The organism is Nocardia pseudovaccinii (assembly GCF_050942345.1).
In the GTDB taxonomy this organism is placed as follows: domain Bacteria; phylum Actinomycetota; class Actinomycetes; order Mycobacteriales; family Mycobacteriaceae; genus Nocardia; species Nocardia pseudovaccinii.
Genome location: NZ_CP192074.1, coordinates 2018755 through 2039864, shown reverse-complemented (window position 1 = coordinate 2039864; position 21110 = coordinate 2018755). Strand labels below are relative to the sequence as shown.

Annotated in this window: 16 protein-coding genes and 1 pseudogene; 5 read left to right on the top strand and 12 right to left on the bottom strand. The window is 66.2% G+C overall.

From position 1 onward, the window contains the following. Positions 1-89 precede the first annotated feature (89 nt). From ACQPZ2_RS09195 to ACQPZ2_RS09185, 3 genes are read left to right on the top strand one after another with little or no spacing between them, the layout of a single operon-like run. The gene (locus ACQPZ2_RS09195) at positions 90-2948 is read left to right on the top strand and encodes a DUF5691 domain-containing protein (protein WP_433525160.1); all 2859 of its coding nucleotides are present in this window, start codon (positions 90-92) and stop codon (positions 2946-2948) included. Continuing rightward, complete coding sequence (locus ACQPZ2_RS09190; protein ID WP_433525159.1) at positions 2945-4045, top strand: ATP-binding protein; 1101 nt, start codon at positions 2945-2947, stop codon at positions 4043-4045. The genes ACQPZ2_RS09195 and ACQPZ2_RS09190 overlap by 4 nt, the downstream gene beginning before the upstream one ends. A 54-nt stretch (positions 4046-4099) precedes the next feature. Further along, positions 4100-6553 (top strand): DUF5682 family protein, encoded by a 2454-nt coding sequence (locus ACQPZ2_RS09185; RefSeq protein ID WP_433525158.1) that lies wholly within the window; start codon positions 4100-4102, stop codon positions 6551-6553. Positions 6554-6567: 14 nt separating this feature from the next. On the opposite strand, the gene ACQPZ2_RS09180 is transcribed toward ACQPZ2_RS09185, so the two are convergent. Beyond that, complete coding sequence (locus ACQPZ2_RS09180; RefSeq protein ID WP_433525157.1) at positions 6568-7764, bottom strand: RNA-guided endonuclease InsQ/TnpB family protein; 1197 nt, start codon at positions 7762-7764, stop codon at positions 6568-6570. Positions 7765-7921: 157 nt separating this feature from the next. Here ACQPZ2_RS09180 and ACQPZ2_RS09175 point away from each other — a divergent pair, with 157 nt between their 5' ends. Beyond that, complete coding sequence (locus ACQPZ2_RS09175) at positions 7922-9082, top strand: VWA domain-containing protein (protein ID WP_433525156.1); 1161 nt, start codon at positions 7922-7924, stop codon at positions 9080-9082. Position 9083: 1 nt separating this feature from the next. Here the strand turns inward: ACQPZ2_RS09175 and ACQPZ2_RS09170 are convergent, their stop codons facing one another. Further along, complete coding sequence (locus ACQPZ2_RS09170) at positions 9084-9911, bottom strand: phosphatase PAP2 family protein (protein WP_433525155.1); 828 nt, start codon at positions 9909-9911, stop codon at positions 9084-9086. A 133-nt stretch (positions 9912-10044) separates the two neighbouring features. Here ACQPZ2_RS09170 and ACQPZ2_RS09165 point away from each other — a divergent pair. Continuing rightward, positions 10045-10203: pseudogene (locus ACQPZ2_RS09165) on the top strand (ADP-ribosylglycohydrolase family protein); the annotation flags it as partial. A 276-nt stretch (positions 10204-10479) separates the two neighbouring features. Here the strand turns inward: ACQPZ2_RS09165 and ACQPZ2_RS09160 are convergent. From ACQPZ2_RS09160 to ACQPZ2_RS09115, 10 genes are all read right to left on the bottom strand, one after another. Continuing rightward, on the bottom strand, positions 10480-12993 hold the full coding sequence (locus tag ACQPZ2_RS09160) for an ABC transporter permease (RefSeq protein WP_433527369.1): 2514 nt from the start codon (positions 12991-12993) through the stop codon (positions 10480-10482). Between the two features lie 94 nt (positions 12994-13087). Next, entirely contained in the window at positions 13088-13861 is a 774-nt protein-coding gene (locus tag ACQPZ2_RS09155; RefSeq protein ID WP_433525154.1) for an ABC transporter ATP-binding protein, read from the bottom strand. 81 nt (positions 13862-13942) lie between these two features. Beyond that, entirely contained in the window at positions 13943-14368 is a 426-nt protein-coding gene (locus ACQPZ2_RS09150) for an acyl-CoA thioesterase (RefSeq protein ID WP_387296911.1), read from the bottom strand. A gap of 54 nt (positions 14369-14422) precedes the next feature. Next, positions 14423-15241 carry an alpha/beta fold hydrolase gene (locus tag ACQPZ2_RS09145; protein WP_433525153.1) on the bottom strand — a complete coding sequence of 273 codons (819 nt, stop codon included), beginning with the start codon at positions 15239-15241 and terminating at the stop codon, positions 14423-14425. A 78-nt stretch (positions 15242-15319) separates the two neighbouring features. Further along, positions 15320-15898, bottom strand: coding sequence for a TetR/AcrR family transcriptional regulator (locus ACQPZ2_RS09140; RefSeq protein WP_040694975.1), 579 nt, complete (start codon positions 15896-15898; stop codon positions 15320-15322). An 11-nt stretch (positions 15899-15909) separates the two neighbouring features. Beyond that, on the bottom strand, positions 15910-17376 hold the full coding sequence (locus ACQPZ2_RS09135) for an FAD-dependent oxidoreductase (RefSeq protein WP_433525152.1): 1467 nt from the start codon (positions 17374-17376) through the stop codon (positions 15910-15912). 12 nt (positions 17377-17388) lie between these two features. Further along, positions 17389-17829 carry a carboxymuconolactone decarboxylase family protein gene (locus tag ACQPZ2_RS09130; protein WP_433525151.1) on the bottom strand — a complete coding sequence of 147 codons (441 nt, stop codon included), beginning with the start codon at positions 17827-17829 and terminating at the stop codon, positions 17389-17391. After that, positions 17822-18694 (bottom strand): NAD(P)-dependent oxidoreductase, encoded by an 873-nt coding sequence (locus tag ACQPZ2_RS09125; protein ID WP_433525150.1) that lies wholly within the window; start codon positions 18692-18694, stop codon positions 17822-17824. The genes ACQPZ2_RS09130 and ACQPZ2_RS09125 overlap by 8 nt, the downstream gene beginning before the upstream one ends. Continuing rightward, complete coding sequence (locus ACQPZ2_RS09120) at positions 18691-19443, bottom strand: SDR family oxidoreductase (RefSeq protein WP_433525149.1); 753 nt, start codon at positions 19441-19443, stop codon at positions 18691-18693. The genes ACQPZ2_RS09125 and ACQPZ2_RS09120 overlap by 4 nt, the downstream gene beginning before the upstream one ends. A gap of 29 nt (positions 19444-19472) precedes the next feature. Beyond that, positions 19473-20942 (bottom strand): aldehyde dehydrogenase, encoded by a 1470-nt coding sequence (locus ACQPZ2_RS09115; protein ID WP_433525148.1) that lies wholly within the window; start codon positions 20940-20942, stop codon positions 19473-19475. Between the last annotated feature and the right edge of the window lie 168 nt (positions 20943-21110).

Sequence of the window (21110 nt, the reverse complement as noted above, 5' to 3'; positions counted from 1 at the left end):
CGGTAGAAATTCGGCAACCGAGCAATGGGGGAAGACATGACATACAGTCGATCCGGAGCCGCCGGATGAGCCAGGCGGGAGCCATACCTATGACCGCGCCGTGGACCGAGGAACAGGTCAGCGCGCTCGCACCCGATGCGAGCTCGCTATCCGCCGCGCGCAAGCTCGCCGGGCGCTGGCGCGACACCGGACAGTCGGACACCGCGCTGTGGGGTCTGTGTCAGGGCAGCGGCGCCAAGCCGTATCAGACAGTCGTGGCTCTGGCGGGTCCGGCATACAAGTGCTCGTGTCCGAGCCGCAAGTTTCCGTGCAAGCACGCATTGTCGCTCTTGCTCGCCTGGTCGGGGGGCGCGGTCGCCGAAGCACCGATCGCGGACTTCGCGGCGGAATGGATCGACGCCCGCGCGGTCCGCGCGGCCGAGCCCGCCACCGGCCCGCAGGCCCGCACGGCCAACCCGGCGACCGCCGAACAGCGGCGGGTCCGGGTGACGGCGGGACTGGAGGACCTGGATATCTGGCTCGGCGATCAGGTGCGCACCGGGCTGGCTCAGACCGACCGCTCGTTTCGTGCGTTCGAAACGATCGCGGCCCGGATGGTCGACGCGCAGGCCCCCGGCGTCGCCGCCACGTTGCGCCAACTGCCGACCACTGTGGTGACCAGGGCGGACTGGCCAGAGGTCGTACTCGCCGAATACGCGAGGCTGCATCTGCTGATCGCCGCGCACCGTCGGCTCGACGAATTGTCGCCGGAGCTGCGGGCCTGCGTCCGCACCCATATCGGCTATCCGACACCTGCCGAATCCGTGCGCGCCGAACCCGCGGTCCGGGATCAGTGGCAGGTACTCGGCATCCGGACCAGCGAGGAGGAGCGGCTCTACACGCGCCGAACATGGTTGTACGGCAGGCGGAATCGACGCTGGGCACTGTTGCTCGAGCACTCCTTCGGTACGCCGAGCTTCTCGGCGGAGGTTCCGCTGCCCGGCATGATGGCCGAAGCGGATCTGCACTATTACCCGGGTGGCGCGCCGCTGCGGGCGCTCTGGGGCGAACGGCACGGTGCGGCCGAACCGTTCACCACCCTGCCGGTTGCCGACGGGACGATCGCCGCCGTGTTGACCGAGCATGCCGAGGCACTCGCGGGCGATCCGTGGTTGCGATTCCGGCCGCTGCTGCTCACCGATGTCGTGCCGGTGTGGACCGAAAATGGCTGGTACATAGCCGAATCCGACGGTACCGCACTGCCGGTCGCGGCTACCGAGCAGCCGTGGCGACTGCTCGGGGTTTCCGGTGGGCATCCGGTGACGCTGGCCGCCGAGTGGGGTGTGGCCGGATTGGTGCCGATCTCGGTGTTCACCGCTGGCGAGGTCGTCGATGTCGACAGTGCGGAGTTCGGCGCGCGTGCGACGTCGAATACGCCTGCCGCGCCGGTGTCGGAGGAGCTGACCTCGGTGGCGCTGCTCGGCACGGCCCGCAGGGCAGCGGATCCCGCGCGGCTCGAGGCTCCGGTGGCCGCCGCGGCGACCCGGTTGCGCACCGATCCCGCACTCGTGCTTCTCGAATCCGCCGCGCTGCGTGGCGCTTTCGCGCGTGCTGGCGTCTCCGTCAGTGCGGCGACCAAGTCCGAACCCGCTGTGGACGACGCGCGGCGACTCCTGCCCCGCGCCGCGGCATCCCGACTCGCCCGCATGGTGCGGGACCGGTCCCACTTCCTGCCCGAATGGTTCACGGCCGCAGCACCATTCGACTATCGCGCCCCGGATGCACTGTGCGCGCTACTGCTCGAGCAGGCGAAGGCGAATACCGAACTGCGCGAACCACTTTTGCGTCTGGCGGGAACCCGTGGCCGCTGGCTGGCCGACCAGCATCCGGACTGGCGCGACCTGGTGTGGCAAGGGCCCTCCGATGCGCCGACGGAGCAGAGCTGGCAGTTCGGCCAACCGTCCGAGCGTCGCGAATGGCTCGCCGAACTACGCCGACGCGATGCCGAAGCCGCACGTGCGGCGCTGACCGCGTCGTGGCCGAAGGAATCCGGCCCGTTGAAGGCCGAACTCTTGGCCATACTCGCCGATGGGATTTCGGCCGATGACGAACCGCTGCTCGAGACGGCGTTGGACGATCGACGATCGGATGTCCGGCGAGTCGCGGCCGGACTGCTACCGCTGCTGCCGGATTCGGCATTCACACAGCGCATGACCCGCCGCGCGAGCACATGGGTCACGGTCGAACATCTGCTGCTGCATCCGAATCTGGTCGTCCGCATTCCGGAGGAGCTCGACGATGCCGATCGCAGGGACGGCATCAACGACCGCACGGTGGAGTTCACCTATCGCTGGGAGGGTGCACCGGACCTGCGCGCGGGTCGGCTGCGGCAACTCGTCGCGGCGACACCGCTGACGCACTGGGCATCCGAACTCGGCGCACCGGATAAGGCCACCCGGGCCAAGATCAGTGAGCGGTTCCGGCAGCCACTGTTCGACGGTTGGGTGGATGCCGCACTGGCCCAACATGATTCGGCCTGGGCGCGGGCGCTGTTCGACGCCGGGGTGCCGACCGATCTGGCCATGCTTCGGCGCCGCGAATTGTTCGCGCTGCTGCCGCTGCCCGATCGCACCCGGCATCTGCTGCAATTGGACGGCGCGTGGCTCTCCGAGTTCGAGGCGCTGCTGCCAGCCATGGGCCATCCGTGGCCGGAACCCCTTGCCCAACACCTGATGCTGTTGTTGTTCGAACGCGCACGTGCCGCGGCCAAACGTCCCGAAGCGCATGGCACCGGTCCGAGCGCGCATCGGTCGCTGCTGTCCGCGGCGGCCGTGCACCTGCCCGTCACCGCGGCGCGGACCGCCACCGCGGTGGCGCGCCGATGCACCGATCTCAATTGGGAGCGAGCCTTCGATCAGCTCGCCCATGACCTCAACCACCGCTCGATGATGCTCGAGGAGTTGCAGTGACCACTACCGATGCGAAGCCGGAGCTGCTGCGTCCGCACGCCGAACAGGCTTATGCCGAGGAACTGCGGGCACTGGCCGCGATCGATGATCGGCCGCGGCCGCCGTCGTGGCAACTGTCGCCGTGGGCGGTGGTCACCTATCTGCTCGGTGGCACGCTCGACGACGGCACCGTGATCAGCCCCAAGTACGTCGGGCCGCGACGGCTGATGGAGGTGGCGGTCGCGACGCTGGCGACCGATCGGGCGCTGCTGCTGCTCGGCGTGCCCGGCACCGCGAAAACCTGGGTGTCGGAACATCTTTCGGCCGCGATCAGCGGTGCGTCGACGCTGCTCGTACAGGGCACCTCGGGTACCGCCGAAGAGGCGATCCGCTACGGCTGGAACTATGCGCGGCTGCTCGCGGAGGGGCCGAGCGAGGGGGCGCTGGTACCGTCGCCGGTCATGACCGCGATGCGTCGCGGCGCCATCGCCCGGATCGAGGAGCTCACCCGCATTCCGTCCGATGTGCAGGACGCGCTGATCACCGTGCTGTCCGAGAAGACCCTGCCGGTACCGGAACTCGGGATGGAGGTGCAGGCCGCCAAGGGCTTCAATGTCATTGCCACCGCCAATGACCGCGACCGCGGCGTCAACGATCTGTCCTCGGCTCTGCGTCGCCGCTTCAATACCGTTGTGCTGCCGCTGCCCGCCAGTGAGGACGAGGAGGTCGCCATCGTGACCCGCCGCGTCGAACAACTCGGCTCCGCGCTCGAACTTCCGGCGGTTCCGGCCGCGGCCGAGGAAGTACGCCGGGTCGTGCGCGTCTTCCGCGAGCTGCGTTCCGGCATGACCGCCGACGGCCGCACCAAACTCAAGACGCCCTCGGGCACCCTGTCCACCGCCGAAGCGATCTCGGTGATCACCAATGGCATCGCCCTGTCGGCACACTTCGGCGACGGCACCTTGCGCGCGTCCGATATCGCGGGCGCGGTCCTCGGCTCGGTCATCAAGGACCCGGTGGCCGACGCCGTCATCTGGACCGAATATCTGGAAGCCGTTGTCCGCGAACGCCCCGAATGGTCCGACTTCTACCGCGCTTGCCGCGAGGTCCACGGATGAGGCGGCACCGCCGACTGATCCGACCACACCGCATGTTCAACCGGGAGTGACACGGTGAGCAAGACAAACACAGCCGACGACCAGCAGAACGCCGCCCAGGGCGGTCCGGTGACCCGCGTATTCGGCATCCGACACCACGGCCCGGGTTCGGCAAGATCTTTGCGCACCGCGCTCGAGCAGTTCCGCCCCGACGCGATCCTGATCGAGGGTCCGGCCGATGCCGACCCATTGACCGGATACGTTGCGGCCGAGGGAATGTCGCCACCCGTCGCGATGCTGGCCTATGTGCCGGACCAGCCCGCCAAGGCCGCATTCTGGCCGTACGCGGTGTTCTCCCCCGAATGGCAGGCGCTGCGATATGCGGCGGAACACGCAGTGCCTGCCAGGTTCTGCGACCTTCCCGCGACCACCGTTCTCGCTACCGAAGACGAACCGGGCGACCGCATCGACCCACTCGCCGAATTGGCTGCCGCCGCAGGCTATGACGATGCCGAGCGCTGGTGGGACGCCGTGGTCGAATCCGTCGCCGACGCCGACGCCTTCGAAGCGATCACCGAGGCAATGGGCGCACTACGAGAAGCCGCTGAACGAGGCATGTTCGCGATCGAACCTGCCACGAACACAGCCGAATCGCCTTCACCCGGCCGACAACCGCACGAGATACCCGGCATTCCGGCGGGTGGTGCCCCGAGCAGCAAGGCACTCGAGCCCGACGACCAAACCCGGCTCGCCGCACATGATGAGTCGGCCAACTCGCCGACCGGTGACACTGTCGACGAGGCGATCACGTTCGAAGACGTTGAGCGCCAACACATCGGGATCGACGCGCACACATTGCGGCGTGAGGCGTATATGCGGCAGACGATGCGGAAGGCGTTGAAGGAGGGGGCGCGGCGGCTTGCGGTGGTGTGTGGGGCGTGGCACGCACCGGCGTTGGCGGGGAAGTTGGGGCCTGCGACGGCGGATGCCAAGTTGCTCAAGGGGCTTCCCAAGGTGAAGGCGACGGTGACTTGGGTGCCGTGGACGCATTCCCGGCTGGCGACGACCTCCGGATACGGCGCCGGAATCACCTCGCCGGGCTGGTATCACCACTTGTTCACCGAAACCGAGCAGCCGATCGCGCGCTGGCTGACCAAGGTGGCGGGGGTGTTGCGCACGCACGATCTGCCGGTCTCCAGTGCGCACATCATCGAATCCGTCCGGCTCGCCGACACGCTCGCGGTGCTGCGGGCCCGGCCGCTGGCCGGGCTGTCGGAGGTCACCGAGGCGGTGCGGTCGGTGATGTGCGCGGGCGATGAGACGATGGTGCGGCTCGTCGCGTCCGAACTGGTGGTCGGCGAGGCGCTCGGCGCGGTACCCGATGGTACGCCGACCGTCCCGCTGGATGCCGATCTGCGGGCCCGGATCCGGACGCTGCGGCTGAAGCAGGAAGCCCTGTCCCGCAATCTCGATCTCGACCTGCGCAAGGAGCGCGAGGTCGAACGCTCCCGGCTGCTGCACCGGCTGCGGGTACTCGGAATCGACTGGGGCACACCGACAACCGGCGAAGTGCGCAGCACCGGCACCTTCCGCGAATCCTGGACGCTGCGGTGGCGACCGGAATTCGCCGTCTCGATCATCGAGGCCTCCCGCTGGGGCACCACCATTCGCACCGCGGCGGCAGCCAAAATCCTCGACACCGCGGGCCGCGAGGGCAGCACCGTCGGCGATCTGACCGCCGCACTCGAGGTCGCGCTGCTCGCCGATCTCGGCGACGCCACCAACGGCCTGATCGCCCGCCTCGAATCGGCCGCGGCACTCGACCACGACGTAACCCACCTGCTCGCCGCGCTCCCCGGCCTGACCCGCACGCTGCGCTACGGCGACGTCCGCGGCACCGACACCAAAGCCCTCGCCCACGTCGCGGATGGTCTGCTCGTGCGGATCTGCGCCGGCCTGCCCGGCGCGGTCACCGGCCTCGATACCGACGCCGCCGAACAACTCCGCACCCAGCTCGACGCCGCGCACACCGCCATCCACACCCGCGACAACGCCTGGGCCACCGGCGAATGGCTCGCCGCCCTGCACCGCCTCGCCGACCGTGACGATGTGCACGGTGCCCTGGTCGGTCGCGCCGTCCGACTGCTCGCCGATGCCGGGCGCATCGACGAATCCGATTCCGCACGTAGGCTTTCCGCCGCGCTCTCGATCGGCAATACCGCCGCCGCCAAGGCCGCCTGGATCGACGGCTTTCTCGGAGGTCGTGGGCTACTGCTGGTCCACGACCGAGAGTTGTTGCGGCTCATCGACGATTGGCTCCGCAGTCTCGGCGACGATATGTTCGTCGAAATCCTGCCGCTGCTGCGCCGCACCTTCGGCGCATTCGAATCCGGGGAGCGCCGCGCCATCGGCCAGGCGGTGCGCGACGGTGGCTCCGGTACATCGCCCGGCGAGGACATGACCTTCGATGTGGAACGCGGGCTCATTGCCATGCGCACGGTCGCGGACATCCTGGGAGTGCCGGTTTGACTTCATCCCCGCACCTAAAGGCGGGGGAATCCAACCTTCACAGGTCGGGTTTCCTGCTTCACCGACGACTGCCGCGCCGACGACTGCCGGGTTGGTCTTACACCGCCTCCACAGGCAGACACCGCCAGCCCGGCGGCCAAAATATTCCTCGCAGCGTTGATATCGCGATCATGGGTCACACCGCAGCACCGGCACACCCACTCCCGCACATCCAACCCCATAGCATCGTGCAGCGACCCACACGCCGAGCAGACCTTGCTCGACGGGAACCATCGGTCCACCGCGATCACCTCACGCCCGTACCACGCGGCTTTGTATACCAACATCGAACGCAACTCCGACCACGAGACATCGGAGATCGCGCGCGCCAAACGGTGATTGCGCAACATCCCGGCCACGTGCAGGTCCTCGATCACGATCGTTTGGTTCTCACGAACGAGCCGAGTACTGAGTTTATGCAGATGATCTCTGCGGCGGTCGGTGATACGGGCGTGGATACGCGCCACCTTCTGGCGAGCCTTCTCCCGGTTGACCGACCCTTTGGTCTTGCGGGCCAGGGCGCGTCGAGCTTTCACCAGCCGCGCGCGCTCTCGCCCCTGATGCCTGGGATTGGTGATCTTCTCACCGGTCGACAACGCCAGCAGCGAAGTGATCCCGGCATCCACACCAACGGCGCTATCGGTACGCGGATGCTCAGCTACCACGGTCTCGGTGAGCAGCGACACGAACCAGCGGCCCACGCTGTCACGAGAAACGGTGACCGTGGAGGGTTGCGCACCCTCGGGCAACGGCCGACACCACACGATATTCAGTGGGTCGGCCATCTTCGCGAGGGTGAGCTGCCCGTCACGGAACGTGAACGCCGACCGCGTGTACTCCGCCGACGAGTGGGACTTCTTCCGCGACTTGAAACGCGGATACTTTGCCCGCTTGTCGAAGAAACTCGCGAACGCGCCCTGCAGGTGCCGCAGCGTCTGCTGCAACGGCACGCACGACACCTCACCCAAGAACTTCAGGTCATCGGTTTTCTTCCACGCGGTCAGCATCGCGGAGGTTTCGTTGTAGTTGACGCGCCGCTGCTCAGTGAACCACGCGGTAGTCCGGGCCTCCAAAGCCTTGTTGTAGACCAAGCGGACACATCCGAACGTGCGCACAAGCTCCCGCTCCTGCTGCTCGGTCGGATAGAAGCGGTACTTGTACGCCCGCTTCACCGACCTCTCCCCCCTGCCTCACACATTAACAGTTAGGTTGTGAAACAGTGAAACAATCTGCGCCAGGACCCTTTTCGGCACCGGCCATGCCGGGCATGAACTCGACACCGCTGCTCCCCCCAGCTGCAGCCGGGGATCTCCACACCACGGACATCGGATGAACGCGATCGATGAAACCCAGTCCAGGCGTTGGCGTCTGGTGCTCGGCACCGCCGCCGAACAACCCCTCGGCGGCTTGGGTTCCGCGGACGACGAGGCCATGGATCGAGCCTTGGGCGCGGTCTACAACACCGACGATCAGACCTCCGGTAAGCGGTCGGCCGGACTCGGCGGCTCCGCACCGAAGGTGGCCCGCTGGCTCGGCGATATCCGCACCTACTTCCCGTCCACCATCGTCGAGGTCATGCAGCGCGATGCCGTCGATCGGCTCAATCTGACCCAGCTCCTACTGGAACCGGAACTCCTCGAAGCGGTCGAACCGGACGTGCACCTGGTCGGCACCCTGCTGAGCCTGAATCGGGTAATGCCCGAAACCACCAAGGCGACAGCGCGAATGGTGGTCGAGAAGGTGGTCCGCGAAATCGAACAGCGCATTGCCGCACACACCGTCGCGGCGGTATCCGGTGCGCTGAACCGCGCCGCCCGCGTCACCCGACCTCGGCTGCGGGATATCGACTGGGACCGCACCATTCGCAAGAATCTCGCCAACTACCTTCCCGAACACCGGACCGTCGTGCCCGAACGCCTGGTCGGCTACGGACGCAAGGCGCAGGCGGTGCGCCGGGATGTCGTCCTCGCCATCGATCAATCCGGTTCGATGGCCTCCAGCGTGGTCTATGCCTCGGTCTTCGGCGCGGTCCTGGCCTCCATGCGGTCGCTGAAAACATCCCTGGTCGTTTTCGATACCGAGGTCGTCGACCTGACCGAACAACTCACCGATCCGGTCGAGGTCCTCTTCGGCACCCAACTCGGCGGCGGCACGGATATCAATCGCGCCATCGCCTATTCCCAATCGCTCATCACCCGCCCCGCGGACACCCTGTTCGTCCTCATCTCCGATCTCTATGAGGGCGGTATCCGCGAAGAGATGCTGCGCCGCGTCAACGCCATGCGGGAATCCGGCGTCCAGGTGGTCGTCCTGCTCGCCCTCTCCGACGACGGCGCTCCCGCCTTCGACCACGACAACGCCGCCGCGCTCGCCGCCCTCGGCATACCGGCCTTTGCCTGCACCCCCGACAAGTTCCCCGACCTGCTCGCCCTAGCCCTCGACCGGGGCGATATCCAAACCTGGGCCAACCGAAATGCCGGAACCAGTTGACTCAGCGCGTCGGCACCGGCTGCGCACCCACCGGCCCCATCGCACCCCACGCTGTCGCCGTGGCGGGCACCACCAGCGGGTGCAACAGCGCTGCCAAGCCGAGCAGCACCACCGCGACGATCGCGTCGAGCCAGTAGTGATTGCCGGTCCCGACCACGACCACCGTGGTGAGCACCGGATGTGCCAGCGCCAACCATCGCCAGGAACTTCGGGTCGCTGCAACCACGGCGAAGGCCAGCAGCAGGGCCCACCCCACATGCAAGGAGGGCATGGCGGCGAACTGGTTCGATAGCCCGCCGGAATCCGGTGAGCCATAGACGGATTGGCCGTGTATGGCGGCGAGGTCGACAAAACCGTACTCGGGCAGCATGCGCGGCGGTGCGAGCGGTATCAACACATGCACCATGAGCGCAGCTCCGGTCAATGCCACCATCAGATTCCGGGTCCACCGATAGTGCTCCGGCCGGAAGACCCACAGCCACAACAGCACCCCGACCGCCACCGTGAAATGTGCGGTGGCGTAATAGAAATTGGCCGGAACAGCGAGGAAATCCCGATGCAGGAATATCGCCTGTACCGTGGTCTCTTCCGGCAGACCGAGCTTGTCCTCGAGCCCGAGCATTTCCCTGGCATTGCCGAGTGCGTGCACGGTGTCGTCGGCGGTGAACATCCGCCCGACCCGATAGGCCAGATAGAGCACGGTGATCAATGCGAGTTGCCGAACCGCCTCGCCGCCACGGCCGTGCACCGCCGCCCTCATCTTCTCGGCGATGCCGCCGACCGCGGGCGAAAAACCCACGTTCGGTCCACCGAGACCCACTGCCACCATCGCCAGCGGCCTCCTTGCCCATCCAACCCCACAGGTTAAGCGGAGTATCAACCTCCGTTTAACGTAGCATCACTCGTTAGCCAGGCTCAGCACACTGTGACCGGACAGACACAAGTGATCGACTGGGAATTGGGCAGCCGTCGTCCGCGTCGCACCGGGTGGACTCGACCGCGGCGGGACCATCGGGCAGATCTTCGAATTCGGCCTTGATACAGCGGCGCTCACCCACGGCAATCCGAGCGGCTGGCTGCCCGCGGGCACCACGGCCGCGATCATCGCTGGGCTGTCCTGAGGCGCCGGTCTCCGAGCCGCACTCGATCTGGCGCGCACCGAACTCACCCAGCACGACAACCACGACGAGACCGCGACCGCCATCACCGCCGCCATCGAACTGGATACCCGCGGGCGGCCGGATGGCCGCACCGGAGGATATGGAGAGCCTCGGCCTCGGCTCGATCGACCCAGAAGCGTTCAGCCGCGGACCTCTGCGTCGAATTCGGGCCCACTCCGCCGAGCGACGCCTATGGTGCGACGACGGCGGAGTGCCCGCTATTTTTCCGAAATAGACCTACAAGTCCGCGATGGCGGCCAGCGGTGGGGTGCGGGCGGCACGAATTCCCGGCCACAGCGCGGCGAGAACACCGACCACGGCCGAGCTGATGAGCACCAGCACCAGTTGATTCCACGGGACGGCGATCTCATCGATGCCCAGGTCACGCAGGGTTCGCAGGAAGCCGACACCGAGACCGAGACCGAGCACCATCCCGACGATCGCGCCGAATACCGCTATCAGCATGGATTCCAGATAGATGGTCCGGCGTACCTGAGCCCGCTGCATGCCGACCGCGCGCAACATGCCGATCTCCCGGCGCCGCTCCACCACCGACAGCGCCAGGGTATTGACGATGCCGAGAATCGCGATCACCACCGCCAGCGCGAGCAGTCCGTACAGGATGGCGAGCAGCGTATTGATCTGCTTGCCCTGCGCGCCCTTGAACTCCTCCCGATCCTGCACCTGGACCACGACGAACTGCTCGGTCGCATTCTCCAGATCGGTGCGCATCTGAGCGAGATCGGCACCAGGCTGCGCCTTGACGAACATGAACAGGTTGGTCCGGAAGTTGACCGGCATCACCTCGTCGTATATGACCGGCGACACCACCAGCGGGCCGAGCAGCGGCGTCTTCTTGTAGATGCCGACCACCCGGACCGGAATCTTCTTGAACCCCAGGCTCGTCACGCTGACCTGATCGCCGACCTTCCAGCCGCGCTTATCGGCCTCGTCCTGCGACACCATGACATCGTGATCGCCCAGCGTATTGGTGCCCTTGATCATGTCGTAGTTGATGACACTGGCGGGCGAGCCGTCGAATTCGGTGCCAGCCAGCTGCTCATCGCCGACCTTGAATGTGACACCGCGCAGGCCGACCACATCGGCCACCCCCGGCACCGATTTGCGCACGGCGTCACCCGCACCGAGCGGCACCCCGATCATCTGCGGTCCGGCCAGCACATAGTCGGCCTTCACGCCCTTGTCGACGAGCACGCTCACGCTGGCCTTCGCCGATGCGCCGAGCATGCCGATCGCGGTCACCAGCATCAAACCGAGGGTGAGAGCGAAAGCCGTTGCGGCAGTACGCCGTGGGTTGCGCGCGGCATTGTTGCGCGACATCCGGCCGATCGGGCCGAACGGCCGCAGCAGCACCCCGAGACCGCCCACTACCGGCCGCGACAATGCGGGCGCGGCGAGCAGTACCGCGAAGATCAGGCCGAGCGCGCCGATCCCGACCGTCAATGCGGCATGGCCGCCGGTCTTCTGCGCACCGAGCACCACTAGCACGACACCCGCGACGGCCAGCGCAATGCCGAAACCGGTCCGCAGCCGCAGTGATTCACCGGCCGAGGCGAACTCCTCGCGCATGGCCTCCACCGGCGGAATCTTGGCGGCGCGACGCGCGGGCGCGTAGGCGCTGACCACCGTCACCAGCAGGCCGACGAGCAGTCCGACGATCACCGTGCGCGGCAGCACCGTCAACGATCCGGTCGGCAGGCCGAGATCGAACGCATTGAGCAGTGCCGAAAGCCCGAAGGCCAGACCGATGCCGCCCACCAAACCGATTGCGCTGCCGACCAATCCGATGACCAGCGCCTCCGCCACCACGGATCGGCCGACCTGTTGTCGACTCGCACCGACCGCACGCAGCAGCGCCAGCTCACGCAGCCGCTGGGCCACGATCATCGAGAACGTGTTGTAGATGATGAAGGTGCCGACGATCAGTGCGATCGCACCGAAGGCGAGCAGGAAGTAATTGATGAAGTTGAGCGCGTTGGAGACTTCCTTCTTCAGATCGGCGCGCACCTGATCGCCGTTCTGCACCTTGTAATCCACCAGCACGTTCGCGATCTTGTCGCGCAGGTCGTCGCCCGGCATACCGACAGCCGCGATATCGATATAGGCGACATGCGAGCCGTCGGTGAACAACTGGCGCGCCTGCGCGTCGTCGAACAGCACACCGATGAAACCGCCGGTGTCCGAAGGGACCTCGTAGATTCCGGTGAGCGTGACGTCGATCGGGTTGCCGTGCGAGGGAACCAGCACCTTGGTCTTGTCACCGACATGCAGACCCGCGCGTTCGGCGCCGCCGGTATTGAGTGCGATTTCGCCCTCGTGCGCGGGCGGGACGCCCTGCACGAACTTGTCCGGTTCGGCGACCGCCTTATCCGGCGGAATGTAGGACTGGCCGAAAGTCGGTGCACCACCGGTCTGTACGGCCTTCTTACCGTCCGGATACAGCAGCACCAGCGGTCCGTTGACGCTCGGCGCGACCGCCCGCACCCCGTCCATCTTCGAGATCTGGTCGACCACGCTGAGCGGAATGCCCTGTGCCTGTTGCTTTTGCGGACTCACCCGCACATCGACGCCCTTGGCCTGATTGGCGAAGATCCCGTCGAAGGTCCGCTGGAGGGTATCGGTGAAGACGAATGAGCCCGCGATGAACGCGGTTCCGAGCACCACCGAGAGCAGGGTCAGTGCCAGTCGCACCTTGTGCGCGGCGAGATTGCGCAAGACCACCTTGCGCATCGGCTTGCCGCTCACGACTGCGCCTCGCTGACGCTCGGCTCCGTCGTGCGCGAAGGCGCGCTGTGTCTTTGGTTCACTCGCTGACGCTCACTCACTAAACCTGCTCCAGCGACTTCATCTTGTCGAGCACCGATTCGGCGGTGGGATCGCGCAACTCGTCGACAATGCGACCGTCCGCGAGGAACACCACACGGTCGGCATATCCCGCCGCGTGCGGCTCATGGGTGACGATGACGACCGTCTGCCCGAATTCGTCCACCGCCGCGCGCAGGATCGAGAGCACCTCCTCCGAGGCGCGCGAATCGAGATTGCCGGTCGGCTCGTCACCGAAGATGATCTCCGGCTTACCGGCCAGCGCCCGCGCGCACGCCACCCGCTGCTGCTGGCCGCCGGACAGTTCGCTGGGCCGGTGGGTGAGTCGATCGTTGAGCCCGAGCCGCTTGATGACCGTATCCAGCCAATCCTGGTCGGGCTTGCGGCCCGCGATATCCAGCGGCAGGGTGATGTTCTCCTGCGCGGTCAGCGTCGGCACCAGGTTGAATGCCTGGAAGACGAAGCCGATGCGGTCGCGCCGCAGCCGGGTCATCTGCTTATCGGAGAGCCCGGCGAGATCGGTGTCGCCGATCCGCACAGTTCCGGTGCTGGCACTGTCCAGGCCGGCCAGGCAGTGCATCAGGGTCGATTTGCCCGATCCGGAGGGCCCCATGATCGCGGTGAACTCCCCCTTCACGAATTCGGCTGAAACCCCGTCCAGTGCCCTGACCTGCGTATCTCCGTGGCCGTAGACCTTCACCAGGTCGATGGCGCGTGCCGCGACGGTAGCGGCAGCCGATTTCTCGAGGTCGGCACCTAGGGCTTGCGAAGTCATGGAACCCAGTCTGTCCGGTATCGCGCGCCCGCGCCATCAGGGACCTCCCCCAAGTCTCGAGGTCTCAATGAACCCTTAGAACTACGCCGACCGGCCCAGACCGAAGACCGTCGGATCCTGCGCCAGGTCGCGGAAATAGCGCGCGGCGTCCGGCACCAAGCGCCGTTCGGTGAGATCGAGCAGACCGCCGACGCCGACGATCTCCGCGGAGACCGTGCCATCCGCCTTGCGGATCTCCTGGATGGTCCGGTGGGTCTTGCCATCCCAGGCGAAATCGCAAGTGACAGTGACCTCGTCGCCCACGAAGAGTTCCTGTTTGAACTCGAGGGTCACCTGCAGCGAGATCGGCCCGACCCCGGCGTCCTGCAACTTCTCCTGGGATAGACCGCCCTCCCGCAGGCAGGCCCAGCGCGCCCGTTCCGCATATTGCAGGTAGACGGCCTGGTTCATATGGCCGTTGCCATCGATGTCCTCGGGCGACACGGTGATCGAAAGCGCGAATCCCATTGGCTCACGGTAGCGGTGGGGTATGACAAGTATCCGCCGCTACCGCCCCGGCCCTCATGCCTTGATGAAGTCGAGGATGTCGGCATTGAGCTGCGCGACGTGCGAGATCATGATGCCGTGGCCGGCGGCCGGGTATTCCTTGTAGGTATTGCTCGGAATCAGGTCCTTGATCACGCGCCCGCAGAGGTCGATGGGTGCGGAGGCGTCGGCGTCACCGTGGATGACGAGCGTGGGCAGTGTGATTGCGCGCAACTCGTCGCGAAAGTCGGCGTTGTAGATCGTATTCATGATCTCGTCCGCCGCGAGAAGTGAGCAGTCCATGCACTTCTGGACCATCCACGCGATCCGCGCGGAGGACACCTGGTTGCCAAGATGCGTCGCGAAGAATGCCTGGGCGTTCTGCTCCATCCACAGCGGCCGGTCCGCGGCGCGGGCCGCGCCCACCGCATCGAAGACCGCCTTCGGCACACCGTTCGGATTGTCCACGGCCTGTGCGAAATACGGCATTGTCACCGAGACCAGCGCAACCCGGCTGATCCGATCGCTGCCGTACCGCGTCAGGTACCGGACGATCTCACCGCCCGCCATCGAATGCGCGACCACGGTGACCTCACGCAGATCGAGATGTTCCAGGAATGCGGCCAGATCCGCGGCCAGTGTGTCGTAGTCGTACCCGTGCCCGACCCAATCCGACTTGCCGTGCCCACGCCGGTCGTAGGACAGGCACCGCAACCCCTGCTTGGACAGCGGCAGCATCTGCAGCTCCCATGAAGTACTGCTCAACCAGCCACCGGCCAGGAACAGCACCGGCTGCCCGGAACCCCAGTCCTGGTAGTGCAGCGTGGTGCCGTCGTGCGATTCGAAGTAGGGCATCGGTTTCTCCAATCATCTGGTGCCCCACCATCATTGCGGCACCCGATAATGAAGTCGATTACCTCTCGGGTAAGTGCTCTACTTCAGAATCAGCAGCGCCGACTTCTCGATGCGGTCGGCGATTTCGGAGTAGGAGGCGTAGCCCATGCCCGCGCGAACGAGTGCGCCCGCGTAGACGAGTTCGAGGGATTCGACTACGTCCTGGTCGGCGTCGGGGCCGAGGGCGCGGACCAGTCGTTTACGGATTTCCATGCCGATCCGCGCGCGCAGGTGGGCCACGTCGGGATCGCGGCCCAGCAGGGCGCTGGTGACAGCGCCCGAGAGTTCCTGTTCGTCGGCCACGAGCATGGCGATGTTGCGGAGTTCGGCGACGACCCGGACGGTGGGGTCCGGGTCATCGCTGACCGGAGCCGAACTGGCGAACAGGCGGCGCCAGAAGATCTCGGCGACGAGATGTTCCTTCGAGGAGAAGTAGGTGTACGCCGTGGCGGTGCCGACGCCGGCCGCCGCGGCGACCATGCGGATGGTCATCCCCGCGAAGCCTTCGCGCGCAAGCACTTCCACCGCGGCCTTGGTCAACTTGTCGACGGTGTCGGCCTGCTTCTCGGTGAGGCGACGCCGGGTCGCCTCCAGGATGATGGACTCACCTTCGGACATGTGTCTAGATCCTACTTTGCGGCGGCGCGACCGGCGCGTCGGCCATAGAAGCTGCCGTCACCGAGGGACGCACCGCTGACATAGCCGCCGGCACAGAGCCCGGAGGTGCAGCGGCCCGCGGCGAACAGGCCTGGAATCGGTTCGCCGGAGACGTGCAGCACCCGCGAATCCAGATCGGTACGCAGCCCGCCGAGGGTGAAACCCGCGGTGAATCCACGCATGTCGAAGGCGGCCAGCGGCGTGCCGATCGGCTTGACCCACTCCGGCTTCTTCCCGAGCAATGGATCCTTGCCGTCGGCGGCGTGCAGGTTGTAGCACTCGACGGTGCCCTGCAACGCGCGCTCCGGCAGACCCATATCGGACTCCAGCTCCGCGACGGTCTCGGCCGCCCAGGTCGGCGGCTGGCGGAAGAACGGCGTGGATGTCACGGTGGCAAGCGCCGCTTCGAGCGACTCCTCATCGATAACCAGAAACGCCTGATTTTCCTGCTGGATCAGCGTCGCCTGTCCGATCCGCCCCGGATAGGTGTCCTCCGGGATATAGCGCTGACCACGCCCGTTGACCAGGATGCCGCGCGCCAGCAGCTGCGGATCTCCGAAGAACGCCGCCTCGGTGGCATCCATGTGCGCCAGCTCGGCACCGAGCGCCTGCGCGACCAGAATGCCGATGCCGTCGTGCTCTTCGATGGCGGCGGCGGGCCGCCCGATCAGCCGCGGCGCATAGCCCTCGATCATCTGCTGGTGGTAGGCGAAACTGCCGGTGGCGAGCACGACCCCGCGTTCGGCGCGGATCGCGACCTCCTTGCCGAAGCGCGTCGCTAGGACGCCGACCACCCGATCGGTCTCGTCGATCACCAGCCGCCGGATCCTGATGTCGTATTCGACACCGACACCGAGACTTTCGGCGGTATCGGCCAGCGGCTTCATCAGCATGTAGCCGCCGCTCCTGGCGCCGATCTTCTTATTCGCCATTTGCGGAACATGGCCGCGCGGAGCGGGTTTCGCGATGGCGTTGAACGGCGCGGCATTCTCGCCGCCGGAGTACATCAGCCCTTCGTCGTGCGGCGGCTCCCAGCCGGGCTCACCCCAGAACTCCTCCTTGAACGGCACCCCGTTGGAGACCAGCCAGTTGTAGTGCTCGACGCTGTTCTGGCAGTAGTCCGCGATCTTCGCCCGATCCTGTCCGGGACCGAGCGCGGCCTGCAGGAATGTCTCCATATTCTCCGGCGTGTCCTCGAAGCCGAGCGCCTGCTGCAAGGGCGTGCCGCCACCGAGGTAGATGAATCCGCCCGCCATGGCCGCCGCACCGCCCCAGCCGCCGGTGCGCTCCAGGATCAGCACGTCGGCCCCCGCACGCGCGGCCTCGATGGCGGCGCAGACACCGGCGATGCCGTATCCGGCGACGACGACATCCGCCTCGAAATCCCATGCGGCGATCGCGTCGGCGCGCAGCGGCCGGATCTTTGCGGCATCAGACATGTTTCGCGTTCCTTACTTACTCGCGTCTTCGGACGACACAGACGATTCGGACTCCCCCACCTGTTCGGACTGCTTGCGTGCCGCCTTTTTCTGTTGGGCGACAATCGTTCCCACCAACAGGTCGAGTTTGGTGCCGGTCGGCCAGCCGACGTAATAGCACAGGAACAGCGCGATCTCGTGCAGCTGCGCCTCGGTCAATTCCGCATTGCGCAGCGCCGCGCCGATCTGGATACCCGCCGTATCCATCGCGCCTTGGGCGGCGAGCGCACCGAGCAGGATCAGTCGGCGGTCCCGAATGGTGAGCCCGGGGCGCGACCAGATTTCGGCGAAGAGATGATCGGCCGTAACGGCGAAATGGTCGCTGGGGTAGTCCTGGAATTCGGTGCCGTAGACCTCGGCCATCTTGGCCAGCCCGCGTTGGCGTACCGAATCAGCGGATCCGTTTTCACTCATGAGTTTCCCTTTCCCTCGGCACGCCGAGCCCGGGCCCGAGGCGGTCGAGAGCCAGTTCCGCCAGCGGCAATTCGACGCCGAGTCGCGCGCCGAGATCCAGGGCCAGGCTCAGATCTTTTTCGCCGAGATCGCGCACGTGACTCAGGATCGGCAGCCAGAAGTCATTCGGTTCGATCGGCGCGGTGCGGTCTCGCAGCATGATCGCGCCGGGGCCGCCGGTGACCGCGTCGGAGTGCCGGACGACGTTGCCCAGCACGGTGATATCCAGATCCGCGGCCTCGGCGAGCCGCTGTGCCTCCGTGGCCGCGGTGAATGCGATGAAGTGCAAAAGGTTGCGCGCCAACTTCATTCGGGTGCCCGCGCCGACCGGTCCGGCGTGCACCACCAGATCGGCGAAGCAGCCGAAGGGTCCGCGCACCCGCTCGAATGCCGTATCACTGCCGCCGACCATGACCGCGAGCTTGCCGCGCGTGGCCCCGGCCGCACCGCCGCTGATCGGCGCGTCGACCAATTCGACGCCGTACTCGGCACATTCGCCCGCCAGCTCTTCGGCGGTCCGGTCGCTGATGGTGGAGTGCACGGCGATAACGGTGCCAGGGGCGGCCGTCCGCAACACCCCCTCGGGTCCGGTGACCACCGCCCGCACCTGCGCGTCGTCCAGTACGGTCACCGAAATCACGGCCGCCTTCTCGGCGATTTCCGCGGCCGAAACAGCCGATGCCGCACCGGCTTCGGTGAGCGGCTGCACCGCATCGGGGCGCATATCGCAGACGGTGAGTCCACCGGGCCAGGACAGGAGACTTTTGGCCATCGGTGCGCCCATATTGCCCAAACCGATGAACCCGACCGGCAATTCGCTACTCATGACCGGAACACTTGTCCGCCGTCGACATTGAAGATCTGCCCGGTGACCCAGCTGGCCTCGTCCGAGAGCAGATACAAGCAGGCGCCGACCAGATCATCCGGTGTTCCCATTCGTTTGAGCGGCAACCGTTTCACCATATCGTCGACGATGACGCTCGGTGTCACGGTTTTGGTGGCTTCGGTATCGATGGGACCGGGCGCGATGGCATTGATGCGGATCTTGGAACCGCCGAGTTCGAAGGCGAGCTGCTGGGTCAGGCCGTTGATACCGACCTTGGCCAAACCGTAGAAGCTGGAGTAGGTCCATGCGGCGGTGGAAGATTGGTTGACGATCGATCCGCCGCCCGCCTTGACCATGTGCTGCCACACCGCGCGGGTCATATTCAGCGCACCGTCCATATTCACGCTCATGAACTTCTTGTAGTAGTCCCATGGCACGCTGAGCAACAGGTTGAGTTTCATATCGCCGTAGATGGCGGCATTGTTCACCAGATGGTCGATCGCCCCGAATTCGCGGACGGTCAATTCGGCGAGGGCGGTGGCCGATTCCGGATCGGCGACATCGACTTCGCCGAAGATGGCGCTGCCGCCACCGGCGGTGATCTCGGCCGCGACGGCCTTTCCTCGTTCGGCATTCAGGTCGGCGACAACGACATTGGCGCCTTCATTCGCCAGCGCCTTGGCGTATGTCGCGCCGATACCTTGGGCGGCGCCGGTGACGATGGCGGTCTTTCCTGGGAATCGAGTCATGAAATCAGCTCCTTGCAGCTGTTTGTGGTCTATCCGGCGGTCGCGACGAGCTTGGTCTCGAGGTATTCCTCGAATCCGGCGAGGCCCATTTCCCGCCCGATGCCGGATTGTTTGTAGCCGCCGAACGGTGCGTCGGCCGAGTACCAGATGCCGCCGTTGACGCCGATCGTGCCGGTGCGAACGCCATTGGTGACGTGCCGAATTCGGTCCGGGTCGGTGCCCCATACCGAGCCGGAGAGTCCGTACGGGGAGTCGTTGGCGATCCGGATCGCATCGTCGTCGCCGTCGTGCGGGATCACCACGAGCACGGGTCCGAAGATCTCCTCGCGCGCGACCGTCGCGGTATTGGGCACATCCGCGATCAATGTCGGTTCGATGAAATATCCGCGCTCGCGGCCCGCCGGTCGGCCGCCGCCGACCACGATCCGGCCGCCCTCGGCGCGCGCGATCTCCAGATACCGCTCGACTCTTGCCCGCTGGCGCTCGGAAATCAGTGGCCCGCAGACGGTGCGCGCATCGGCCGGGTCACCAGGAACAATGCCCGACAGGGTGGCCGCCGCGGCCTGGATCGCTTCGTCGTATACCGCACGCGGTACCAGCAGCCGGGTTGTGAGGGCGCACCCTTGTCCGGCGTGTACGGCCACCGAAAACGCCGCCACCGAACAGGCTCCCGCGATATTCGCGTCGTCGAGCACGATGAACGCCGATTTGCCGCCGAGTTCGAGGAAGGTCTTCTTCAAAGTCGTTGCCGCGCTGGTCATTACCGATCTACCAGTCTGCGTCGAACCGGTGAAGCTGATCATGTCGACGCGCGGATCGGTGGTGAGCTGCGCGCCGAGACCGTGATCGGTGGAGGTCACGATATTGACGACGCCGGGCGGAATATCGGTCTGCTCGGCAATGATCGCGCCGACCGCCGCCGCACACCACGGAGTATCCGGTGCGGGCTTGAGCACCACGGTATTTCCGGCCGCGAGCGCGGGACCCAGTTTGGCGAAATTGATCTGGTGCGGGAAGTTCCACGGCGTAATGGCACCGACAACGCCGACCGCCTCGCGGCGCAACACCCGATGGCTCTTGATGCCCATGGGCGTCGCGGTGCCGAGATCGGTTTCCCAGCTGTAGGTTTCGGCCAGCGATGCCGAGTACGAAAGATCGGCGACCGGACCTTCCAATTGCGGCCCTCTGGTCAGCATTGTCGGCGCGCCCGCCTCCGCGACGGTGATCTCACGCAGCTCGTCGACATCGGCCTGCAATGCGGTGCGCAACTGTTCGAGGCAGCGGGCACGGAAGGCGTGATCGCGCGACCAGTCGGTGTCGTCGAATGCGGTGCGCGCGGCCGCGATGGCCGCGTCCATATCCGCGCCGTTCGCATTCGCGGCCTGACCGATGACCGCTTCGGTCGCCGGGTTCACCGTGGCGAAGACGCCGTCCCCGCCGGTGACCAGTTTGCCGCCGATCAGCAGGCGCGAACCGTCGGCGGGCAGGAGGCTGCTCATAAAGGCTCCGATACTGTCTGGACAGGTGTACGGAATATAGTCTCGGTCTGCCCCCAGACGCAAGAACCCGTTTCAGAACTACGGTCTGGAACCAGCCTGACCGCCCGCAACGAGAACTATCAGCCGTCATTCGGGCCCAACCCGGGCCTCACCCAGATTGTTCAGGGA

Excerpts from the sequence above, each read along its gene's own strand:
- ACQPZ2_RS09135 (WP_433525152.1), bottom strand. The coding sequence starts at position 17,376 with ATGTCTGATGCCGCAAAGATCCGGCCGCTGCGCGCCGACGCGATCGCC.
- ACQPZ2_RS09140 (WP_040694975.1), bottom strand. The coding sequence starts at position 15,898 with ATGTCCGAAGGTGAGTCCATCATCCTGGAGGCGACCCGGCGTCGCCTC.
- ACQPZ2_RS09175 (WP_433525156.1), top strand. The coding sequence starts at position 7,922 with ATGAACGCGATCGATGAAACCCAGTCCAGGCGTTGGCGTCTGGTGCTC.
- ACQPZ2_RS09130 (WP_433525151.1), bottom strand. The coding sequence starts at position 17,829 with ATGAGTGAAAACGGATCCGCTGATTCGGTACGCCAACGCGGGCTGGCC.
- ACQPZ2_RS09170 (WP_433525155.1), bottom strand. The coding sequence starts at position 9,911 with ATGGTGGCAGTGGGTCTCGGTGGACCGAACGTGGGTTTTTCGCCCGCG.
- ACQPZ2_RS09195 (WP_433525160.1), top strand. The coding sequence starts at position 90 with ATGACCGCGCCGTGGACCGAGGAACAGGTCAGCGCGCTCGCACCCGAT.
- ACQPZ2_RS09160 (WP_433527369.1), bottom strand. The coding sequence starts at position 12,993 with ATGCGCAAGGTGGTCTTGCGCAATCTCGCCGCGCACAAGGTGCGACTG.
- ACQPZ2_RS09120 (WP_433525149.1), bottom strand. The coding sequence starts at position 19,443 with ATGACTCGATTCCCAGGAAAGACCGCCATCGTCACCGGCGCCGCCCAA.
- ACQPZ2_RS09115 (WP_433525148.1), bottom strand. The coding sequence starts at position 20,942 with ATGAGCAGCCTCCTGCCCGCCGACGGTTCGCGCCTGCTGATCGGCGGC.
- ACQPZ2_RS09150 (WP_387296911.1), bottom strand. The coding sequence starts at position 14,368 with ATGGGATTCGCGCTTTCGATCACCGTGTCGCCCGAGGACATCGATGGC.
- ACQPZ2_RS09145 (WP_433525153.1), bottom strand. The coding sequence starts at position 15,241 with ATGCCCTACTTCGAATCGCACGACGGCACCACGCTGCACTACCAGGAC.
- ACQPZ2_RS09155 (WP_433525154.1), bottom strand. The coding sequence starts at position 13,861 with ATGACTTCGCAAGCCCTAGGTGCCGACCTCGAGAAATCGGCTGCCGCT.
- ACQPZ2_RS09125 (WP_433525150.1), bottom strand. The coding sequence starts at position 18,694 with ATGAGTAGCGAATTGCCGGTCGGGTTCATCGGTTTGGGCAATATGGGC.